This is a genomic window from Microbacterium sp. DT81.1 (assembly GCF_049844955.1).
Lineage (GTDB): Bacteria > Actinomycetota > Actinomycetes > Actinomycetales > Microbacteriaceae > Microbacterium.
This window is the reverse complement of record NZ_JBNCMA010000007.1, coordinates 185,817-205,153: the sequence shown is the minus strand read 5'-3', so window position 1 is coordinate 205,153 and position 19,337 is coordinate 185,817. Positions and strand designations below refer to the sequence as shown.

Below are 19,337 nucleotides of genomic sequence, written 5' to 3'. Positions count from 1 at the left end.
CTCCTCGGGCGATCTCACACGAACTCCACAGGCTTGTGATGAGCAGCTACCATACGATACACCTATGTATCGGATACATCGCCGTATCGGAACCGCTGCATCGAAGTCGTAACAACTGCATCGTCATCCTGGAGGCGTCGTGTCCACCCTGCTGTACTCCCTCGGTCGCTGGTCGTACCGACACTCGTGGCGCGTACTGGTGGCCTGGCTGCTGCTGCTCGGCATCGCCGGCGCCGGCGCGCTGACCCTCGGGCAGGGCACGGACAATTCGTTCTCGATCCCCGGCACCGAGTCGCAGGCGGGCATCGAACAGCTGAGCCGCACCTTCCCGCAGGCCAGCGGCACCAGCGCCCAGGCGATCATCGTCACGGCCGACGGAGCGCCGATCGACGAGGATCCGTACGCCGCCGCGATCGCCGACACCATCGCCGAGCTCGAGGACCTCGACGGGATGCTCGCCGTCACCGACCCCTTCAATGAGATCGTGAACGGCCAGGTCTCCGACGACGGAGACGCCGCGATCGTCCGCATGCAGTTCGACGGACAGGCCACGGATGTGCCTGCCGGCACGAAGACCGCGCTGACGGATATCGCGGCGGAGCTGCGAGAGGAACTGCCCGCCGGTTCCCAGGTCGAGCTCGGCGGCGATCTCTTCGCCGTCTCGGTGCCCGGAGTGACCCTGACCGAGGCCGTCGGGCTCGTCATCGCCCTGCTCGTGCTGATCGTCACGTTCCGCTCGTTCGTGGTCGCCGGGCTCCCTCTGCTGACCGCCATCATCGGCGTCGGGCTGTCGATCGCGCTGATCTTCCTGTCGACCGCGTTCGCCAGCATCTCCTCGACCACCCCGCTGCTGGCCCTCATGCTGGGGCTGGCCGTGGGCATCGACTACGCGCTCTTCATCGTGGCCCGACATCAGGACCAGGTGCGGGCGGGGGTTGATCCGGAGGAGTCGACGGCGAGAGCGACCGGCACCGCCGGATCTGCGGTGGTGTTCGCGGGCATCACGGTGCTCATCGCGCTCATCGGCCTCGGCTTCGCCGGCATCCCGTTCCTGACGACCATGGGGATCGCGGCGGCCGTGGCCGTGGCGATCGCGGTGCTGGTGGCCCTGACGCTTACGCCGGCCATGCTCGGATTCGTGAAGGGGCGCGTCGTCGGGCGCCCGAAGCGCGCTTCGTCTCGCTCGAAGGCGTCGGTCGCTGAGCCTGTCGAAGCGTCGTCGGGGCGAGAGGGCGACCCCTCGACAGGCTCGGGGACCGAACGGATGAGAGCGACGGCCTCCCGCCAGAAGCGCGGGTTCGCCACACGCTGGGTGACCCTCATCACGAAGCACCCCGTCGTCACGACCGTCGCCGTCGTCCTCACGCTCGGCATCATGGCGATCCCCGCCGCGAGCCTCGCGCTCGCACTGCCGAACGCCGGAATGCTCCCCGAGGAGAACGAGGCGCGGCAGAGCTACGACCTCGTGGCCGAGGAGTTCGGACCGGGCTTCAACGGGCCGCTCATCCTGACCGGCACCATCGTGACCTCGACCGACCCCCTCGGGCTCATGGAGGACCTCGCCGACGATGTCGAGCGCCTGCCGGGCGTCGAGACGATCGCGCTGGCCGTCCCCAACGAGACGGCCGACACCGGCATCGTGCAGATCGTGCCCGAGACGGCGCCGGATGACCCCGCCACCGCCGAGCTCGTGCGCGAGCTGCGCGCCCAGCACGACCGGTGGCTCGACGAGTTCGGCATCGATGTCAAGGTGACCGGGTTCACGGCCGTCGCCATCGACATCTCCGACCAACTCGGTCGCGCCCTGATCCCGTTCGGCGTCTTCGTCGTCGGCCTGTCCCTCGTGCTGCTCGCCATCGTCTTCCGCTCCATCGCGGTGCCGATCAAGGCCGCCCTCGGCTACCTGCTCTCCGTCGCCGCCGCATTCGGCGTCGTCGCCGCGGTCTTCGAATGGGGCTGGCTGGCAGACGTGCTGCACGTCACCCGCACCGGACCGATCATCAGCTTCATGCCCATCGTGCTCATGGGCGTGCTGTTCGGCCTGGCGATGGACTACGAGGTCTTCCTCGTCTCCCGCATGCGTGAGGACTACGTCCACGCCCGCACGGCGGGGGCCACGAAGGCGGAGGCGCGCGCCACCGCGCTGGCGGCCATCCGGTCGGGCTTCACATCGTCGGCGCGCGTGGTCACGGCCGCCGCGCTCATCATGTTCGCCGTCTTCGCCGCCTTCGTCCCAGAGGGCGACGCGTCGCTGAAGCCGATCGCACTCGGCCTCGCCGTCGGTATCGTGATCGACGCCTTCCTCGTGCGGATGACGCTGACGCCGGCCGTGATGGCGCTGCTCGGCGACAACGCGTGGTGGCTGCCCCGCTGGCTGGAGCGCACGCTGCCCCACTTCGACATCGAGGGCGAGGCCGTCGAGCGCGAGCTGTCGCTGGCCGAATGGCCCGAACCGGACACCACGGCCGCCGTGGTGGGCGAGGATGTCGCCGTCTCGGCCGGCGACGTACGACTCGTCGACCGTGTCTCGCTGCGGGTGGAGCCCGGCGAAGCCGTGCTGGTCACCGCTCCGGACGCCCGCGGACCGCGCGCGCTGCTGCTGGCGCTCTCCGGCCGGGCGCCGGTCGAGGGTCGCCTGAGGGTCGGGGGCCACCTCCTGCCCGGACGCGAGGCGTGGGTGCGCGCGCACGTCGGCGTCGCGCTGCTCGAGGGCTCCACCGACCCGTTGCGCGACGTGCGCGAGGCACTGGCGGGGCGGCCCCGGATCCTCGTGATCGACGGGCTGGATGCCTTCGCCGCCGGCTCCGAGCACGACCAGGCGGCCGCGGCCCTTCGCGACGCCGCGGCCGCGACCCCCGAGCTGACCGTGCTGGCGTCATCGACACACGTCGACGCCGCCCGCTCCCTCCTCTCCGACGCCGGGTGGCCCGACGCGCCAGTTCTCGACGTCTCCGTGCCGCACGGGCCCGCCTCCGCGGGCGCTCCCGCGCCCCTCGATGCCGTGCCCGGCGACGACACCCGGTCGACCCTTCCGACATCCGCCCTTTCGACAGAGGTGCCCGCATGACCCTCCACATCGAGCGCGCCCGCACGCGGCGCCCCGTCACCTGGCTCACGATCATCGGCGTGCTGCTTCTTCCCGTGCTGATCGGCGGCATCCTCGTCGCCGCCCTGTACAACCCGGCCGAGCGGCTCGACTCCATGAGCGCCGCCATCGTGAACGAGGACGAGGCGGTCGAGATCGACGGCCAGACGGTTCCGCTCGGGCGCCAGCTGACGGCCGGACTCGTCGAAGGCTCCGACGAGATCGCCAGCAACCTGGACTGGACGATCTCGAACGCCGAGGACGCCGCCGAGGGTCTGGCCGACGGCACGTACCAGGCCGTCGTCACCATTCCGCAGAACTTCTCCGCTGCGGCCACCTCGACCGCCCCCGGCGGGTCGCCGGAGCAGGCCCTCATCGAGGTGTCCACGCCGCCGGACTCGAAGGTCGTCGACGACGCGATCACCGCGCAGGTGACCTCCGCGGCCGCGAGCATCATGGGCACCCAGCTCTCCGAGGTGTATCTCGAGAACGTCTTCCTCGGATTCACGACCCTCGGCGATCAGCTCGGCGAGGCTGCGTCCGGCGCCCGGCAGCTCGCGGATGGCGCCACGCAGGCGGCCGGCGGCGCGACCGCCCTCGCCGACGGCTCGGGCCAGCTGAGCTCGGGCGCGAGCGGCCTTGCTTCCGGTGCGGGCGAACTCGCCGGCGGCCTCGACACCATCGCCTCCGGAACGCGCGACGCGGCATCCGGAGCCACGCAGCTCGCGGCCGGCGTCTACGGCGGAGCCGACCAGCTCGAGGCGAACGGCCTCGTGCCGGACGTGGTCAGCGGCTATGCCGCGGATGCCGCGGCGGACTCCGCCGCGACCGCCGCACAGATCGGGGCGGTCGCCCCGACGCTCGGTCAGCTGGCGGCGCAGTGCCCGACGGTCAGCACCGACGCCGCGTTCTGCGCGACGCTCGCCACCGCAGCGGCCGGCACAGGCGCCGCCGCGCTCTCCGCGGTCGACGCCGCCACCGCGGCGGGGTACGCGTCCGGCGCTCTGACGCAGTTCGACCAGGCGGCGACCGCCGAGTTCGCCGGTCGGTTCCGCACGATCGCGGACAACGTGAGCGCCCTCTCGGGCGGCCTCGGTCAGCTCGCCGGCGGCACGGAGCAGTCGGCGGACGGCGCTCGGCAGCTCGGCGACGGCGCCGCGCAGCTGGCCGGAGGCATCGATCAGGCCGGCACGGGGGCGACCTCGCTCGCCGGTGGCATCACCGAGCTGGCGACGGGAACCACCACGCTCGCGGACGGCCTGGACCAGGCATCCGAGGCGGTGCCGTCGTATTCCGAGAACGAGGCCACCAGCCTCGCCACCGTCGTCGCAGACCCCGTCGCGACCGACGGGCTCGGATCCTCGCTGTTCGGCGCATCGGCCGTGCCGCTGCTCGCGACCCTCGCCCTGTGGTTCGGCGGCCTCGGCACCTTCGTGGCACTGCAGGCGGCATCGCGCCGTGCGCTCACCTCGCGTGCGCCGTCGGCGGTGCTGGCGCTCCGCGGCCTCGCACCCGCCGCCGTGCTCGGTGCCGTGCAGGGATTGCTGGTGGCGGGTGTCGTGCAGCTCGCAGCCTCGTACGAGTGGGGAGCCTGGTCGCTGTTCGCGGTGCTCTGCGTCGTCGCCGGCGTGGCCTTCGCGGCGGTCAACCAGGCGCTCGTGGCGGTGTTCGGGGGTGCGGGTCGCTGGCTCGCGGCCCTCGTCGGCGTGCTGGCCGTGGCCACCGGAGTGGTCTCGACCGTCCCCAGCGTGCTCGCGGACATGGCGGCGCTGCTTCCCACCACTCCCGCCTACAACGGCATGCTGGCGGCGCTGACCGAGACCGGCGGCCTCGGTGCGGCGGTCGCCGGACTGCTGATCTGGTCGGTGCTGGCCTTCGTGGCGACGACCCTGGCGGTGGCCCGCAGGCGGATCGCGCGCCCGGCCGATCTGCTCGCACCCTCCCCCGTGCCGGCGTAGCGCCCGAGCTCGACTGAAGCGCGGGCGCGGAGGTTCTCACGAAACCCCGCGCCCGCGCAGGCACGCTCGCGCGCTGGCCGTGCGGAACCGATCGCTCCTCGCCGTCCCGACGGGCCCACCCGGCTGAACTCAGTTCAGTCCGGAATAGACGTGCAGGCCCTTGAAGAACATGTTGACGATCGTGAAGTTGAAGAGCACGGCCGAGAACCCGATGATGGACAGCCACGCCGACCGGGTGCCGCGCCAACCGCGCGTCGCGCGTGCGTGGATATAGCCTGCGTACAGCACCCAGATCACGAACGTCCAGACCTCTTTGGTGTCGAAGCCCCAGTAGCGTCCCCAGGCGTCCTGCGCCCAGATCGAGCCGGCGATGAGGGTGAATGTCCAGAAGATGAAGCCGATGATGGCGAAGCGGTAGGCGAGGGCCTCCAGCGCCTCGGCGGACGGCAGCGTGCGGAGGAATCCCGGGCTGCGGCGCGTGGGCGCCTCGCCGCCCCCCGCCGCGACGAGGGCCCGCGTCTCGCGCTTGGTCTGCATGAGCTGGAGCACCGAGAGGGCGAAGGCGAGGGCGAAGAATGCGGTGCCGAGCGAGGCGACGAAGACGTGGATGACGAGCCAGATGCTCTTCAGGGGATCCATCAGCGGCACGATCTCGACGTAGAACGCGAGGGCGGCCCCGCCGAGGAGGAGCACGACGAGCCCGGTGATGAAGGTTCCGAGGAACCGCAGGTCGTACCGCAGGAGCACCACGAGGTACACGGCCACGATCAGCAGTGTGCCGGTCATGGCGAACTCGTACATGTTCGACCACGGAACACGCCCCGACGCGATGCCCCGGGTGAGGGCCGCACCGAAGTGGAAGGCGAACCCGAGCACCGTGAGCGACGTGCCGATCCGCGCCATGACATAGCGCGTGCGCGGGCCGTCACCGCGTCCCTCCCCGGCACCCAGCGGAGAGCCGCGCCGGGCCTCGACCGCGCCCGAGCGGCCGCGCACGGCGGCCCCCACCAGGACGGGCTCCGCGAGGCGGGCCGTGCCAGCGGCATCCTGAGCGTCCACCGCCGCCGACGAGCGTCGCGCCAGGTCGAACGCGTACGCCACGAATGCGAGGGCGTAGAGGGCGATCGCTGTCCAGATCAGCACGATCGAGACGGCGTCGAGGGAGAGGGCTTCGCCGGGCATGTCCTCAGTCTACGTGCGGGGTTTCGCGCCCGGCCGACTGGTGGCGGGCGGCGAACTGCTCGACCGCGGCGGCCAGCGCCGGGTCCTCGCCGCGGGCAAGGCCGGCGTACTCGATGCGCACGATCGACCCGTCGGGAGTCGCCTTCACCCACATCCGCCGCCGTGGGACGAACAGCGCGGTGAGCAGGCCGAGCAGGGCGAGCACCGCGAACACGAGCACCCACACCGCCGACGCGTCTCGGTGCACTTGCAGCGATGCGAACCGCTTGACCGACTCGCCGTATCCCGCGGCTGCGCCGGCCGGCGTCTCGTCGACGAAGGTGATCGTGCCGAGGCCGTTCGGCAGGTCGGCGGTCTCACCCGGTGCGAGCTCGATGGAGTCCACGCCGGTCTTGCCGCCCGTCAGCTGGGTCATCTCGCTCGGGTCCAGCACGTACACGGAGCGCGGGGTCCCGTCGTCGATGCCGAGGTCGCCCTCGTACACGTTCAGCGTGAGCGACGGATTGACCAGCGCCGGGTATCGCGAGGTGAAGGCGCCCGTGTCGAGCGCGACCTGAGTGGGGTAGAAGAAGCCGACCATCCCCAGCTGCTCCGGCATGCCGTCGGGCACCTTGACGACGCCGAGGGACGTCATGTTGGAGTCCTGCGGAAGGAACGGGACGGACTCGTCGAAGACCACCTCGCCCTCGGCGTTGCGGATCACGATCGTCGGGGCGTATCCGTTGCCGAGCAGGTAGATCTTGTCGCCCGCGATGTCGAGCGGGTGGTTGACCCTGACCGCACCCACGCTCGTCTCGCCGTCCGGCGTCCGCACCGTCACGTTCGCCGAGAAGTCGCCCGCCTGGCCGGCGGCGTTCGTCCCCAACGGCTGGTACGTCACGTCGAAGGAGTCGAGGGTCATCGCGTACGGCGGGAGCGCGCCCTCGGAGACGAAGCGCCCCCTGTTCATCGATGAATAATCCAGCAGCGTGTTGACGAACGTGGTGCCCTCGACGATGACCCGCTGGCCTGTGTAGGCGAAGCCCCCGCCCAGTCCCACGGCGAGCAGCACCCCGACCAGGGCCGCGTGGAAGACCAGGTTGCCTGTCTCGCGCAGGTACCCGCGTTCGGCCGAGACCGAGAACGATCCACGGGAGTCGTACCGCTCGACCCGGTAGCCGCCCGCTCGCAGCTGCTTGGTCGCGCGGTCGACGGCGGCGGAAGCCTCGACGGCGGCAGGCGACGGGGAACCGTGCGCGCCCTCGTCGGCCACCTCGACCAGCTCCTCGCGATAGGCGTCGAGGCGGGAGAGCCGTGCGGGCGTGCGAGGCGGGCGGGCGCGCAGCGCCTTCCAGTGGTGCTGCGTGCGCGGGATGACGCAGCCGATCAGCGAGACGAAGAGAAGGATGTAGATCGCCGAGAACCACACCGAGGTGTAGACGTCGAACAGCTGCAGGTTATCGAGCACCGGCGCGAGGTCCGGGTTGTCGGTGAAGTACTGCGTGACCCCGTTCGGGTCGGCGCTGCGCTGGGGGACGATCGAGCCCGGCACCGCCGCGATCGCGAGCAGCAGCAGCAGCACGAGCGCCGTGCGCATGCTGGTGACCTGTCGCCAGGCCCATCGGATCCACCCCATCGGCCCGAGCGCCGGCTGCGTGATGTCGTTGCTCTCGAGGTGGTCGGACGGGCGCAGCGGGTCGTTCTCCGCACCCGGGCTGGTGGCGCTAGAGCGGGAGCTCGACACTGCCGATCACCGCCCCGAGCCGCGTCATCACGTCGGTCCAGACGCCCGTGACCATGAGCACGCCGAGCGCCACGAGGAGCGCCCCGCCGAGGATGTTCACCGCGCGGATGTGGCGCTTGAGGAAGGTTACGGAGCGGGTGGCCCAGCCGAATCCGATGGCGAGCAGGAGGAACGGGATGCCGAGGCCGAGCGAGTAGGCGACGCCGAGCAGCGCGGCCCGACCGGGATCCCCGACATTCCAGGAGAGCGCGATGATGGCGGCGAGGGTAGGGCCGATGCACGGGGTCCACCCGATCCCCATGGCCACCCCGAGGAGGGGCGCCCCGACGAGGCCGAGGTTGCCGCGGAGAGCCGGGCGGTAGGTGCGCTGGGCGAAGCCGAACACGCCGATGAAGACCAGTCCCAGGAGGAGGACGAGCACGCCGAGCACCCGCGTGATGATGTCCGCGTACTCCAGGAAGAAGCGCCCGAGGGTTCCGCCCAGCACCGCGACGGCCACGAACACGACCGTGAACCCGGCGATGAAGAGCAGCACTCCCCCGAGCAGCCGTCCGCGGCCGGGGAGCGACGCTTCGACAGGCTCAGCGACCGCCTGCGTCAGCCCGGTCGTCGACGCGGCCCCGGTCGCCGAGCCTGTCGAGGCGTCGATAGCGATCGGACTGCGCGCCGGGGCCGGCGACACGGCGGCCCCGATGAATCCGAGGTAACCGGGGACAAGAGGCAGCACGCACGGCGAGAGGAACGAGACGAGCCCGGCGAGCATCGCGATGGGGATGGCCACCCAGAGCGCCCCGTCGAAGATGACCGCGACGGGATTCACGAGCTGTCCGCGAGCGCGTCGCCCACGAGGGTGGAGAGGGTGGATACGCCGTCGAGCTGCCCCACGATACGGGCCGCGACACGCCCCGTCGCATCGAGCACGAGCGTCGTCGGCGTTGCGTTGATGGGCGTCGCACCGGCGAAGGCCAGCTTGGCCGATCCCTCGTTCACGTCGATGATGCTCGGATAGGTGATGCCGTAGGTCTCGGCGAAGGCCTGCGCGGTGTCGGCTTGGTCGAGCGTGTTGACGCCGACGAACGAGACGTTCTGGCCCTGGTACTCCTGCCACACCGACTCGAGGTCCTCGGCCTCGACCCGGCACGGCCCGCACGCGGCGTACCAGAAGTTGACCACGACCACATCGCCGGCGACGTCCGCGCTGGAGAATCGCTCGCCCGTCTCCGTGACTCCCGCGAACTCCACCGGCTCGCCGCGTTCGGCATCCGGGATCTCCTGCACGCGGCCGTCAGCCGTGATGTAGCCCTTGTTGTCTCCGGCGCGGTACTGCTCCGCAAGGGAATCGTCGGTGCAGCCGACGAGAGCGAGCGCGAGGGTCGCGGCGAGCGCGGCCGCGGCGAGCGGGCGGATGCCGGGCATCAGACCGCCCCGACGTCGACGGCGCCGGTCGTGGCGACGGGCTCCGCATACTCGACCTCGACCCATCCGCCCTTCTGCCGTTCGAAGGAAGTGACGCTCGAGAGCGCGCACCGCCGATCGCGCGGGTCATGACGAAGCGGCTCGCCCGCCACGGAGAGGTGCGTGAGCCAGATGGGAGCCTGGTGCGAGACGATCACGACGTCTCCATCGGGCGCGGCGTCCCACGCCGAATCGATGGCCTCGCGCATCCGCTTCACGATGGACACGTACGGCTCTCCCCAGCTGGGCAGGCTCGGGCGAACCAGATGGCGCCAGTTCAGGGGGTTGGCGAGCGCCTGCTGCATCCGCCGGCCCTCGAACACGTTGACCGGTTCGATCACCCGCTCATCGACGGTCGGCTCGAGGCCGAACAGCTTCGTGAAGGGCTCTGCCGACTGGCGGGTGCGCTCGAGCGGCGAGCAAACGAGGGCGGTCACGGGGCGTCCGACGTTCTTGACGTGGAGAGCAGCGGCGGCCGCCATCCGGTGCCCCCCATCGCTCAGCACGTAGCCGGGAAGCCGGCCGTAGAGCACTCGGCGGGGGTTGTCGACCTCCCCGTGGCGCACGAGATGTAGGCGGGCTGCAGGCACCCCTCCAGTCTACGCGGCGGCACCTGGTGAGCCGCCTGAGAGCGGCTCCCCGCTCAGCCGGTGGGCACCCCCGCCGAGGCGATGGCGGCGCCCAGAAACCACGAGCCGACGAGGAACGGCGAAGCCGCGATCGGCACCCAGAACGCGAGCCGGCGCAGCACGAGCAGCACGATGGCACCCACCACAGCGAGCAGCAGGAAGACCCAGGGCAGCACGACCGCCGTCAGCATGCCCGTCGCGATCAGGTCGGTGTTGCACCCGACCGCGCCGCAGGGATCCGATGCCATCGCCAGGAAGAAGCCGAAGAACGACATGAAGAAGGCGAGCACACCGAGCAGCACGAGAAGGATGACGGTGACCACGATGTCCCACGTGCGCACGGGCCGCTTCTGGGCCGGCGCGCCGTACCCGGCCGGCGCATATCCGGCCGGTGGGTAGCCGGCCGACGGATAGCCGGCGGCCGGGGGCGGCGGCGGCTGCCAGGCGGGGGGCTCTGTGCTCACGAGCTCATCATAGGCAGAGGGCGGGGCCCCGCGGGAGCGCCGGGGCCCCGTCATCCGCCGACGTAGACTGATCCCTCGTGAGTACACGCGTTCTGGTCCAGCAGCTGCAGTCCCTTCCCGACGGTCCCGTCACGGTATCCGGATGGGTCGAGACCGTCCGCGATCAGAAGAAGGTGCAGTTCGTCATCCTGCGCGATGAGACCGGCGCCGTGCAGCTGGTGAACCCCGCCACCCGCCCTCCGGCCGAGCCCGTGGACCCTTCGACAGGCTCAAGGACCGCCGAGCCGCAGGACACCGCCGAGGACCCAGCTGAGCGAGCGAAGCGAGACGAAGCGCTCGCGCTCACCGACACGATCTCGACCCTGACCACCGGCACGTTCCTCACGGTCACCGGCCAGCTGAAGCACGACGAGCGCGTCAAGCTCGGCGGCGTCGAGATCAAGGTCGCCTCGCTGGATGTCGCGGCCGCCGCGCTCCCCGAGACGCCGATCGCCGCCGACAGCGCCATGGACAAGCGGATGGACTGGCGCTTCCTCGACCTGCGTCAGCGCCGCAACAACCTCATCTTCCGGGTGCAGACGACACTCGAGCACGCGATGCGCACGTGGTGGATCGAGCGCGACTACATCGAGATCCACTCCCCCAAGCTCATGTCATCCGCCTCCGAGTCCAACGCCGAGCTGTTCGCGCTCGAGTACTTCGGCGAGCAGACCGCGTACCTGGCGCAGAGTCCTCAGTTCTTCAAGCAGATGGCCCAGTCGGCCGGTTTCGGGAAGATCTTCGAGATCGGCGACGTGTACCGCGCCGACCCCTCGTTCACGAGTCGGCACGCGACCGAGTTCACGTCGGTGGATGCCGAGATCAGCTGGATCGACTCGCACGAGGACGTCGCGCGGATGCAGGAGGAGCTCCTGTCCTTCGCGATCGGTGCGGTGGCCGCCAAGCACGGCGCCGAGATCGAGGAGCTCTTCGGGGTTGCGGTGAGCGCCCCCACGGTGCCCTTCCCGCGCATCCCCCTCGCCGAGGCGCGCGACATCGTCGCCGCCCGGGGATACGACATCCCCCGCACCGATGGCGACCTCGACCCGGAGGGCGAGCGTCAGATCTCGGCGCACGTGAAGGAGACCTACGGGCACGAATTCGTGTTCATCACGGACTACCCGCACGAGATCCGCGCGTTCTACCACATGCGGGATGACGAGACAGGGCTGACGAAGAGCTACGACCTGCTCTACAACGGCGTCGAGATCACCACCGGCGCGCAGCGCGAGCATCGCGTCGACATCCTCATGGAGCAGGCGAAGCAGAAGGGCCTCGACCCGGAGCACCTGCAGTTCTACTTCGACTTCTTCCGCTACGGCGTGCCGCCGCACGGAGGATTCGGCATGGGCCTCGCCCGGGTGCTGATGCTGATGCTCGGCGAGTCCTCGATCCGCGAGGTCACTTATCTTTTCCGAGGCCCCACGCGCCTCGCTCCCTGACCCCCCTTCCGAGGCCCCACCGCCGCGCCCCCTGACCCCCTTCCGAGGCCCCACCGCCGCGGCGAGAATCGGTCGAGCGACCGGGACTCGGCGCGTCGCGCGCCGTTTCGGTCACCGGACCGATTCTGGCGAGTCGGGGTCAGCGGCGGTCGGCGTCGAGCAGCGCGTCGCGCAGGCGCTCGGGCGCAAGGCGCCAGTGGGAGTGCAGCGTGCCATCGATCAGCACGACGGGGATCTTCTCCCACCACAGGTCGTGGAGCGCAGGGTCGTCGAGGATCGAGGGCTCGAGCACTTCGATGCGGTCCGCGACGTCATCCGGAAGACCGGCGATGACCTGCTCGATGACCCCGTGCGCCACATCGCAGAGGTGGCAGTCGGGCTTGCCGATGAGGGTCAGGGTGGTCACGAAACCATCCTAGGTTCGCGTTCCGGGCCCCGGCCGGCCGACGAGCCGGAACCTCAAGACTCGACAGGGTACCCGGCCTGGATCCACGCGTCGGTGCCACCGTCGACGTTCACGGCCTCGTAGCCGCGGGCCGTCAGCGCTTCGGCGACCCGCGCCGAGCGGCCGCCGACCTTGCAGATCACGTCGAACGCCCCGTCGGGGAGCTCGTGCAGACGCTGTCCCAGCTGCGACATGGGGAGGTTGACCGCGCCGGGCACGCGGCCGGCGGCGAACTCGTCGGGCTCGCGCACATCGATCAGCGGGACGCCCGAGCGCTCCCGCAGCTGTGCAACGGTGATGGACTCCATGGGGTTTCCTTACTCGGATGCCGACCCGGTTGCCGGGGGTACACGAAGCGCCCGTCCTCGGACAGGCGCTTGTGTGCTGATCGGTCCTTGCGGACCGACCCGGCCGCTACTTCTTGTTGCGGCGCTGGTGGCGAGTCTTGCGAAGCAGCTTGCGGTGCTTCTTCTTCGCCATGCGCTTGCGGCGCTTCTTGATGACTGAACCCACGGAAAACCTCACTAAGTCGGGGTCTGGGCGGCCGACGCGGAAGTGCGCACGCCACCCGGGAACGGGCAAAGCGGAAAAATGCCTCGGGGCAGTCTATCAGGCGGGAAGAGGCCGTTAACCGACGTCGGAGACCGGTCGCTGGAGGGCGTCGGTCACGGCGGTCTCGGGTACCCGATAGCTCCGCCCGAAGCGCACGGCGGGCAGTTCCCCGGCGTGCACGAGTCGGTAGACGGTCATCTTCGACACGCGCATGATCGCGGCGACCTCTGCGACGGTCAGGAAGCGGACATCCGGCAGTTCGGCCATGCTTCCCCCTCCCCCAGTATGATGCTGAGCACACTCTATGGGGTTGATGCGACGCCTGTAAACCCATGTGGCTGATGGGACGAAGCCTCTTACGCACTCGGATGCCGGCCCGCCCGCTCGCGGGCCTCCCGCAGCGTCTGGCGCACATGGCGCTGCGCGTCACGCAGTGCCTTCTCGGCATCCCGAAGCGCTTTCTGCGCTTCGCGGTATTTCTTGTCGGAGGCCACCCCGGCATCGTCCAGCGTCGCCCAGCCGGCGGGAGCGGGGCGGGCACCTCCGGCCTCGAGGCGGTCGATGTACGCAGCGAGGCCGTCGAGGATCCGCTCGAACCCGAACATGAACGGGTCGTCGGGAGAGAGGAACACTCCGGCGTCGATCGCGCGGCGCAGTGACGGGAACTCGTCCGCCGAGATGAGCCCGTCGAAGAGCGCGGCCTCGCGCAGAGTGATCTGCTCGGGCGTGAGGCCGGTCGCGCGGCCGGTCGCCGCATACCCGGCGAGCACGGTGCCGTACCACCGCGCCTGCCCGGTGACGAGGAGGGTGACCGCAAGCCGCTCCTCCGCCGACAACGGCGTCTCGTCCACCGCCTCGAGCACGACCTCCATCCACGCCGAGCTGTTGGGGGTCGTCGGGGAACCGGTGATCGGCACGTCGATCATCCATGAGTGGCGCAGGTAGATGTCGAGCATCGCCCGGAAGATGGCACGAAGCCGCTCCCGCCAGCCGTCGACGTCTCGCACCGACGCCGGCGGGAGGCCCGTCGCGGCCTCCTGCATGAGCAGCATGAGGTCGTCCTTGGCGCTCACGTACCGGTAGAGCGACATCGGGGTGTAGCCGAGGCGGGTGGCGACGGCGGCCATCGAGACCGCGCCCAGTCCCTCCGCGTCAGCCAGCTCGACGGCGGCGTCGACGATCTTCTCGACGCTCATCTCGCGCTTGGGCCCGCGCTGCGGGTCCGCGCTGACGCCCCACGCGAGGGCGACGCCGCGCGGCAGATCGAGGTCCGTGGAATCGCCCATAGCCTGCCCTTCGTCGACCTCAGTCTAGGACTGTTTATGTCGTAAACAGTGTGTTACCGTCATAAACAGTTTATCCCGCACACATAAAGGGTCCACTCATGCAACCAGCAATCGAGGTGGTCGAGGTCGGCAAATCGTTCGGTGCGCAACGCGTTCTGGACGGCCTGTCCTTCGCGGTTCAGCCGGGCGAAGTCTTCGCCCTCCTGGGCGTCAACGGCGCCGGAAAGACCACGACGATCAACATCCTGACCACCCTGCTCCAGCTCGACGAGGGCTCCGCTGTGGTCGCCGGATGCGACGTCGCCCGCGACCCTGTCGGGGTGACGCAGCGCATCGCGCTCACCGGGCAGTCCGCCGCGGTCGACGACGTGCTCACCGGCGCCGAGAACCTCGTGATGATGGGGCGGCTCTCGGGGCTCTCCTCGGCGACGGCGAAGGCGCGCGCCGCGGAACTGCTCGAAAGCTTCGCGCTGACGGATGCCGCTGGTCGGCGGGTCGGGTCGTACTCCGGCGGGCTGCGCCGCAGGCTCGACCTCGCCCTCAGCTTCGTCGTCGCGCCCAGCGTGCTCTTCCTCGACGAGCCGACGACGGGTCTGGACACCCGCAGCCGGCGGGAGCTGTGGGACGTCATCCGATCCCTCGCCCACGCCGGCACCACGGTGCTGCTCACCACCCAGTACCTGGAGGAGGCCGATCAGCTCGCGAACCGCATCGCGGTGCTCGACGCCGGACGCATCGTCGCGACCGGCACACCCGACCAGCTCAAAGCCGCGGTCGGCGTCGAGACCGTCGAGGTGCGCGATGCCGCCGGCGAGCCGATCAGGGAGATCCCCACGGACGGAACTGTCGGGGGGCTCCGCCGCGCACTCGACGAACTCGACCGCAGCGGTGCCGAGGGAACGGTCACACTGCGGCGGCCGAGCCTCGATGACGTCTTCCTCACCCTCACCGATCCGGGCGCCGGCCGCCCCGTGCACCTTCAGGAGCAGCGATGACCACCGCGACCCTTCTTCGCCCCCGCATCACCGGCCTGACCGCCGAGTCGGTGTTCGTGAAGCGCAGTCTCACCCACTCTCTCCGGGACGGCGAATCGCTGCTGATGGCGATCATGCTGCCGATCATGCTGATGCTGCTGTTCACGTTCGTCTTCGGCAACGCGATCGATCCGGCCGGCGGCTACGTGAACTACGTCGTCCCTGGAATCATCCTGCTCTGCGCCGGCTTCGGCGCCGCCTCGACCGCGGTGTATGTCGCGGGGGACATGAAGAGCGGCATCATCGATCGCATCCGCACGATGCCGCTGCGCAGCGGCGCAGTGCTGACGGGGCACGTGGTGGCGAGCCTCGTACGCAACCTGCTCGCGACAGGAGTCGTGATCGGGGTCGCCCTGCTGGTCGGCTTCCGTCCGACGGCCGACGTGTGGGGCTGGATCGGGGCGGTCGCGATGATCGCTCTCTACATCCTCACCATCACCTACCTCTTCGCGGCGATCGGCCTCGCGGCGGGCAGCCCAGAGGCGGCGAGCGGATACGGCTTCATCATCCTGTTCCTGCCCTACCTCTCGAGCGCCTTCGTGCCGGTCGACACGATGCCGACCTGGCTGCAGTGGTTCGCCGAGAACCAGCCGATCACGCCGATCATCGAGACCATCCGCGGGCTGCTGTTCGACCTGCCGATGGGGACGGAGCCGTGGTGGGCGCTCGGCTGGTGCGTCGCGATCCTCACGGGCGCTGTGGTCTGGGGTGCGTGGCTGTTCCGCCGCAAGGCGGGTCGCCGCTGACTCCCAGCGGATCCATAACCCGCCCATAACGGATACCTCGACCCCAGACGCAGGGTGGCGGCATGTCGAACACTCACGATGCCGCCTCCCGCGATACGGAAGCCCCCGATGCCGAAGCCCGCGATACCGCCCCCCTCGACCCCGTGACCCCGACGGCGGGCGCTCCCGCGGTCGGAACCCCGACCGACCAGGGTGCACCGCCGCAGGCGCCTCCCCGGACGGAGAAGAAGGTCTCCCGCGGCTGGCTGATCGGCGCCGTCGCGGCGGGAGGTGCGCTGCTGCTCGCGCTCGTGTTCGGAGGTGGCGTCGCCACCGGCCTGGGCGTCGGCGCGCTCACCCGCGGCGGATTCGCCGCCGACGAGGGCGGCGGCCCCGGCGCACCCGGCGAAGGCGGGTTCCACCGATGGGGTCCCGACGCGGGTCCCGGTCCGGGTCGTCCCGGCGATGGCGATCGCCGCGACGGGCAGGACCGGCAGGACGACACGACGACGCCCAGCCCCACCCCGACCCCGGGCGCCTGACGGCGGCGCTCGCGACTACGCCCCGAGCCGCTTCAGGGCGGACGCGACCGCGTGCTTCGCCGATGCGGCGGCACGGCCGACGACCTCTGCGGCGTGCGCGGCTCCGTCGGGCAGGGCGTGATTGGCGCCATCCCCGTCGAGGTCCTCATCGACATCCGTCTCGTTGATCAGGAACGGAACGACCCAGTCGTCCACGGCCTCGAGCGGCGCCGACGACAGGCTGTAGTAGCGGTGCTGACCCTCTTCCCGCACCGAGACGAGCCCCGCATCGCGCAGCACCTTGAGGTGCTTGGACACCGTCGGCTGACTGATGCCGAGACGGCTGACGATGTGCGAGACACTCGTGCCGGACTGCTCACCGGCACTGGCCCGGTCAAGCAGAAGCTGCAGGATGTCGCGCCTCGTTCCGTCGGCGATCACGTCGAAGATGTCGGCCATGTGCTTAGGTTAGTCGGGTGATGGCCGGAGTACCATGACAACGTCTTCGGAGCGAGGAGGGCGACGCATGGCGGGTCGAACCGGCCAGGCGCGACCCCGCCAGACCCTGCGGATGCGGGGGCGGGAGGCCTTCGACTGGGTGCGCACGCGCACCACGACATCCCCTGCGAGGTTTGCAGTGGTGGTGTTCGTCGCCCTCATCCTGATCTTCACGGCGCTGCTCTCCCTGCCCGCCGCCGCCGCCGATGGCCGCCGCACGGCCCTTGCCGACGCGCTGTTCACCGCGGTCTCGACGATCTGCGTCACCGGTCTCTCGACGGTCGACATCGCAACGCACTACTCCGGCTTCGGCAAGGCGATCATCTACGTCGGCGTCAACATCGGCGGCCTGGGCGTGCTCACTCTGGCGTCGATCCTGGGGCTGGTCATCTCGAAGCGGCTCGGACTGCGGGCGAAGCTCATCGCGGCCAGCGACTCCAACCCGGCCCGCAGCCACGCCGGCCCGATGAACGAGGGACAGACCGTGCGACTGGGGGAGGTCGGCCAGCTGCTCGTCACCGTCGCGCTTTCGACCCTGGTCATCGAAGCCGGCCTGGCCATCCTCCTCTACCCGTCGCTGCTGATCGGCGGTGTGGATCCGCTCACGGCGCTCTGGGAGGCGCCGTTCTACGCCGCGATGGCGTTCACGAACACCGGATTCGCGCCGAATCCCGGCGGCATCGCCGCGTTCGCCAACGACTACTTCTTCCTCACCGTCCTCATGACGGGCGTCTTCCTGGGGTCGATCGGCTTTCCCGTGATCTACACCCTGTGGAGGCACGTCTGGCACGTGCGCAAGTGGTCGCTGCACGCGAAGATCACCATGATCACCACCGTGTTCCTCTTCTTCGCGGGGGCCGTGGCGTTCACCGTGCTGGAGTACAACAACCCGAAGACCTTCGGCGCGCTCAATTTCTGGGACTCCAGCTTCCAAGCGCTGTTCCTCTCGGCGATGACCCGCTCCGGGGGCTTCTCCGTCATCGACATCGGCGAGCTGCACGGGTCGTCGCTCGTCGTGGGGTCGATGCTGATGTTCGTGGGCGGCGGCTCGGCGTCCACCGCCGGCGGCATCAAGGTGACGACCCTCGCCGTGCTCGCCCTCGCCGTCTGGTCGGAGGCCAAGGGACGGCAATCCGTCGAGGTGTTCGGCCGCCGCATCCCGAGCGATGTGCAGCGCGTGGCGCTCTCCGTCGTCGCGTGGGGCGCCACGATCTGCGCACTCTCGACGATCATCATCTCCCAGATCAGCCAGGCGGACGTCGCGGATGTGCTCTTCGATGTGATCTCCGGCTTCGCGACCGTCGGCCTCTCGACGGGGCTCACCGCCGAGCTCAGCGACCCCGGGATCTACGTCATGGCCGTGACGATCTTCATGGGCCGCATTGGTACAGTGACACTCGCCGCGGCCGTGGCCGCGACATCCCGTTCGCAGCTCTACTCGCTGCCAGTGGAAAGGCCGATCGTTGGTTGAGCGAATCCGGGGCGACGCGCCCGTTCTGGTGATCGGACTCGGTCGCTTCGGCGCCGCGTGCGCCGGCGAGCTCGACCGCCTCGATCGAGAAGTGCTGGCGATCGATGACAGCCTCGAGCTGGTGCAGAAGTGGTCGGAGCGGGTCACCCACACCGTGCAGGCCGACGCCCGCAACATCGATGCCCTGCGGCAGATCGGGGCGCAGGACTTCCAGGTCGCCGTCGTCGCGGTCGGATCGCTGATCGAGGCATCCGTCCTCATCACCGCCAATCTCGTCGACCTCAAGGTCCCGCAGATCTGGGCGAAGGCGGTCTCGCAGTCGCACGGCAAGATCCTCGCGCGGGTCGGCGCGAACCACGTGATCTACCCGGAGCGAGAGGCGGGCGAGCGCGTCGCCCACCTCGTGAGCGGGCGGATGCTGGACTTCATCCGGTTCGACGACGACTTCGCCCTCGCGAAGCTCTATCCGCCGAAGTTCATCCGCGGCGTCGGCCTCAACGAGTCGGGCGTGCGCTCGAAGTACAACGTGACGGTCGTCGGCGTGAAGTCGCCCGGCAAGCCGTTCCGGTATGCGGAGGCGAACACGGTGGTCACGAACCACGACCTGATCATCGTGTCGGGAACCAACAGCGACATCGAGCGTTTCGCGGCGCTCGACCGCTGACCCGGTCGCGCCCGCTGGGGCGCCCGCTGCTCACCGCGGCGCACCAACTTCGGCGAATGTCGCGTTCCTCGGAAGATTCCGGTGATCCCGGCCGATGTTCGCAACATTTTCCGAAGCTGATGCAGGGGCGGCCCGGGCGGCAGCGCGGGCGCGGTCCGCAGCAG

Annotated in this window: 20 protein-coding genes; 8 read left to right on the top strand and 12 right to left on the bottom strand. The window is 69.9% G+C overall.

The features are described from left to right. Positions 1–139 precede the first annotated feature (139 nt). Positions 140–3,067 carry an efflux RND transporter permease subunit gene (locus ACLQ2Q_RS18750; protein WP_425822703.1) on the top strand — a complete coding sequence of 976 codons (2,928 nt, stop codon included), beginning with the start codon at positions 140–142 and terminating at the stop codon, positions 3,065–3,067. Beyond that, a complete protein-coding gene (locus tag ACLQ2Q_RS18745; protein ID WP_425822701.1) occupies positions 3,064–5,043 on the top strand; it encodes a YhgE/Pip domain-containing protein in 1,980 nt (659 codons plus the stop codon). Before ACLQ2Q_RS18750 ends, ACLQ2Q_RS18745 begins: the two co-directional genes overlap by 4 nt. A gap of 129 nt (positions 5,044–5,172) precedes the next feature. On the opposite strand, the gene ccsB is transcribed toward ACLQ2Q_RS18745, so the two are convergent. Genes ccsB through ACLQ2Q_RS18715 form a run of 6 tightly spaced genes read right to left on the bottom strand, consistent with a single transcriptional unit; the run spans position 5,173 to position 10,496 of the window. Continuing rightward, complete coding sequence (ccsB, locus tag ACLQ2Q_RS18740; protein WP_425822699.1) at positions 5,173–6,225, bottom strand: c-type cytochrome biogenesis protein CcsB; 1,053 nt, start codon at positions 6,223–6,225, stop codon at positions 5,173–5,175. Positions 6,226–6,229: 4 nt separating this feature from the next. Then, positions 6,230–7,948: a cytochrome c biogenesis protein ResB gene (resB, locus tag ACLQ2Q_RS18735; RefSeq protein WP_425822697.1), complete on the bottom strand. Its 1,719-nt coding sequence runs from the start codon at positions 7,946–7,948 to the stop codon at positions 6,230–6,232. Continuing rightward, positions 7,929–8,768, bottom strand: a complete 840-nt coding sequence (locus ACLQ2Q_RS18730; RefSeq protein ID WP_425822695.1) for a cytochrome c biogenesis CcdA family protein — start codon at positions 8,766–8,768, stop codon at positions 7,929–7,931. Before ACLQ2Q_RS18730 ends, resB begins: the two co-directional genes overlap by 20 nt. Further along, positions 8,765–9,364, bottom strand: coding sequence for a TlpA family protein disulfide reductase (locus tag ACLQ2Q_RS18725; protein WP_425822693.1), 600 nt, complete (start codon positions 9,362–9,364; stop codon positions 8,765–8,767). The genes ACLQ2Q_RS18730 and ACLQ2Q_RS18725 overlap by 4 nt, the downstream gene beginning before the upstream one ends. Then, a complete protein-coding gene (locus ACLQ2Q_RS18720) occupies positions 9,364–9,993 on the bottom strand; it encodes a histidine phosphatase family protein (RefSeq protein WP_425822691.1) in 630 nt (209 codons plus the stop codon). Before ACLQ2Q_RS18720 ends, ACLQ2Q_RS18725 begins: the two co-directional genes overlap by 1 nt. Before the next feature lie 53 nt (positions 9,994–10,046). Then, positions 10,047–10,496 carry a DUF6264 family protein gene (locus ACLQ2Q_RS18715; protein WP_425822689.1) on the bottom strand — a complete coding sequence of 150 codons (450 nt, stop codon included), beginning with the start codon at positions 10,494–10,496 and terminating at the stop codon, positions 10,047–10,049. 77 nt (positions 10,497–10,573) lie between these two features. On the opposite strand from ACLQ2Q_RS18715, the gene aspS reads away from it, so the two are divergent. Next, positions 10,574–11,977, top strand: coding sequence for an aspartate--tRNA(Asn) ligase (aspS, locus tag ACLQ2Q_RS18710; RefSeq protein WP_425822687.1), 1,404 nt, complete (start codon positions 10,574–10,576; stop codon positions 11,975–11,977). Positions 11,978–12,116: 139 nt separating this feature from the next. Here the strand turns inward: aspS and ACLQ2Q_RS18705 are convergent, their stop codons facing one another. The 5 genes from ACLQ2Q_RS18705 to ACLQ2Q_RS18685 all read right to left on the bottom strand — a co-directional run bounded on the left by ACLQ2Q_RS18705 (position 12,117) and on the right by ACLQ2Q_RS18685 (position 14,260). Beyond that, positions 12,117–12,383, bottom strand: a complete 267-nt coding sequence (locus tag ACLQ2Q_RS18705; RefSeq protein ID WP_425822685.1) for a glutaredoxin family protein — start codon at positions 12,381–12,383, stop codon at positions 12,117–12,119. Between the two features lie 53 nt (positions 12,384–12,436). Continuing rightward, on the bottom strand, positions 12,437–12,730 hold the full coding sequence (locus ACLQ2Q_RS18700) for a rhodanese-like domain-containing protein (RefSeq protein ID WP_425822683.1): 294 nt from the start codon (positions 12,728–12,730) through the stop codon (positions 12,437–12,439). 106 nt (positions 12,731–12,836) lie between these two features. Next, on the bottom strand, positions 12,837–12,935 hold the full coding sequence (locus tag ACLQ2Q_RS18695) for a 30S ribosomal protein bS22 (protein WP_003792170.1): 99 nt from the start codon (positions 12,933–12,935) through the stop codon (positions 12,837–12,839). Between the two features lie 114 nt (positions 12,936–13,049). After that, positions 13,050–13,241 (bottom strand): helix-turn-helix domain-containing protein, encoded by a 192-nt coding sequence (locus tag ACLQ2Q_RS18690; RefSeq protein ID WP_425822681.1) that lies wholly within the window; start codon positions 13,239–13,241, stop codon positions 13,050–13,052. Between the two features lie 89 nt (positions 13,242–13,330). Then, complete coding sequence (locus tag ACLQ2Q_RS18685) at positions 13,331–14,260, bottom strand: TetR/AcrR family transcriptional regulator C-terminal domain-containing protein (protein WP_425822679.1); 930 nt, start codon at positions 14,258–14,260, stop codon at positions 13,331–13,333. Positions 14,261–14,358: 98 nt separating this feature from the next. On the opposite strand from ACLQ2Q_RS18685, the gene ACLQ2Q_RS18680 reads away from it, so the two are divergent. The 3 genes from ACLQ2Q_RS18680 (at position 14,359) to ACLQ2Q_RS18670 (ending at position 16,561) form a co-directional block, all read left to right on the top strand. Continuing rightward, positions 14,359–15,255: an ATP-binding cassette domain-containing protein gene (locus ACLQ2Q_RS18680; protein ID WP_425822677.1), complete on the top strand. Its 897-nt coding sequence runs from the start codon at positions 14,359–14,361 to the stop codon at positions 15,253–15,255. Continuing rightward, entirely contained in the window at positions 15,252–16,040 is a 789-nt protein-coding gene (locus ACLQ2Q_RS18675) for an ABC transporter permease (protein ID WP_425822675.1), read from the top strand. Before ACLQ2Q_RS18680 ends, ACLQ2Q_RS18675 begins: the two co-directional genes overlap by 4 nt. Positions 16,041–16,102: 62 nt before the next feature. Beyond that, complete coding sequence (locus ACLQ2Q_RS18670) at positions 16,103–16,561, top strand: hypothetical protein (RefSeq protein WP_425822673.1); 459 nt, start codon at positions 16,103–16,105, stop codon at positions 16,559–16,561. Between the two features lie 15 nt (positions 16,562–16,576). On the opposite strand, the gene ACLQ2Q_RS18665 is transcribed toward ACLQ2Q_RS18670, so the two are convergent. Next, complete coding sequence (locus tag ACLQ2Q_RS18665; RefSeq protein ID WP_425822671.1) at positions 16,577–16,999, bottom strand: ArsR/SmtB family transcription factor; 423 nt, start codon at positions 16,997–16,999, stop codon at positions 16,577–16,579. 112 nt (positions 17,000–17,111) lie between these two features. Between ACLQ2Q_RS18665 and ACLQ2Q_RS18660 the strand changes: the two genes are divergently transcribed. Together ACLQ2Q_RS18660 and ACLQ2Q_RS18655 are read left to right on the top strand one after the other, a co-directional pair. Then, a complete protein-coding gene (locus ACLQ2Q_RS18660; RefSeq protein WP_425822890.1) occupies positions 17,112–18,509 on the top strand; it encodes a TrkH family potassium uptake protein in 1,398 nt (465 codons plus the stop codon). Further along, complete coding sequence (locus tag ACLQ2Q_RS18655) at positions 18,502–19,173, top strand: potassium channel family protein (RefSeq protein WP_425822669.1); 672 nt, start codon at positions 18,502–18,504, stop codon at positions 19,171–19,173. The genes ACLQ2Q_RS18660 and ACLQ2Q_RS18655 overlap by 8 nt, the downstream gene beginning before the upstream one ends. Positions 19,174–19,337 lie beyond the last annotated feature (164 nt).

Bases quoted from the DNA above. Each gene is read 5' to 3' on its own strand.
- ACLQ2Q_RS18675 (WP_425822675.1), top strand. From the start codon at position 15,252: ATGACCACCGCGACCCTTCTTCGCCCCCGCATCACCGGCCTGACCGCC.
- ACLQ2Q_RS18690 (WP_425822681.1), bottom strand. From the start codon at position 13,241: ATGGCCGAACTGCCGGATGTCCGCTTCCTGACCGTCGCAGAGGTCGCC.
- ACLQ2Q_RS18665 (WP_425822671.1), bottom strand. From the start codon at position 16,999: ATGGCCGACATCTTCGACGTGATCGCCGACGGAACGAGGCGCGACATC.
- ACLQ2Q_RS18700 (WP_425822683.1), bottom strand. From the start codon at position 12,730: ATGGAGTCCATCACCGTTGCACAGCTGCGGGAGCGCTCGGGCGTCCCG.
- ACLQ2Q_RS18660 (WP_425822890.1), top strand. From the start codon at position 17,112: ATGCGGGGGCGGGAGGCCTTCGACTGGGTGCGCACGCGCACCACGACA.
- ACLQ2Q_RS18745 (WP_425822701.1), top strand. From the start codon at position 3,064: ATGACCCTCCACATCGAGCGCGCCCGCACGCGGCGCCCCGTCACCTGG.
- ACLQ2Q_RS18670 (WP_425822673.1), top strand. From the start codon at position 16,103: ATGTCGAACACTCACGATGCCGCCTCCCGCGATACGGAAGCCCCCGAT.
- ccsB (WP_425822699.1), bottom strand. From the start codon at position 6,225: ATGCCCGGCGAAGCCCTCTCCCTCGACGCCGTCTCGATCGTGCTGATC.
- ACLQ2Q_RS18680 (WP_425822677.1), top strand. From the start codon at position 14,359: ATGCAACCAGCAATCGAGGTGGTCGAGGTCGGCAAATCGTTCGGTGCG.
- ACLQ2Q_RS18725 (WP_425822693.1), bottom strand. From the start codon at position 9,364: ATGCCCGGCATCCGCCCGCTCGCCGCGGCCGCGCTCGCCGCGACCCTC.
- ACLQ2Q_RS18685 (WP_425822679.1), bottom strand. From the start codon at position 14,260: ATGGGCGATTCCACGGACCTCGATCTGCCGCGCGGCGTCGCCCTCGCG.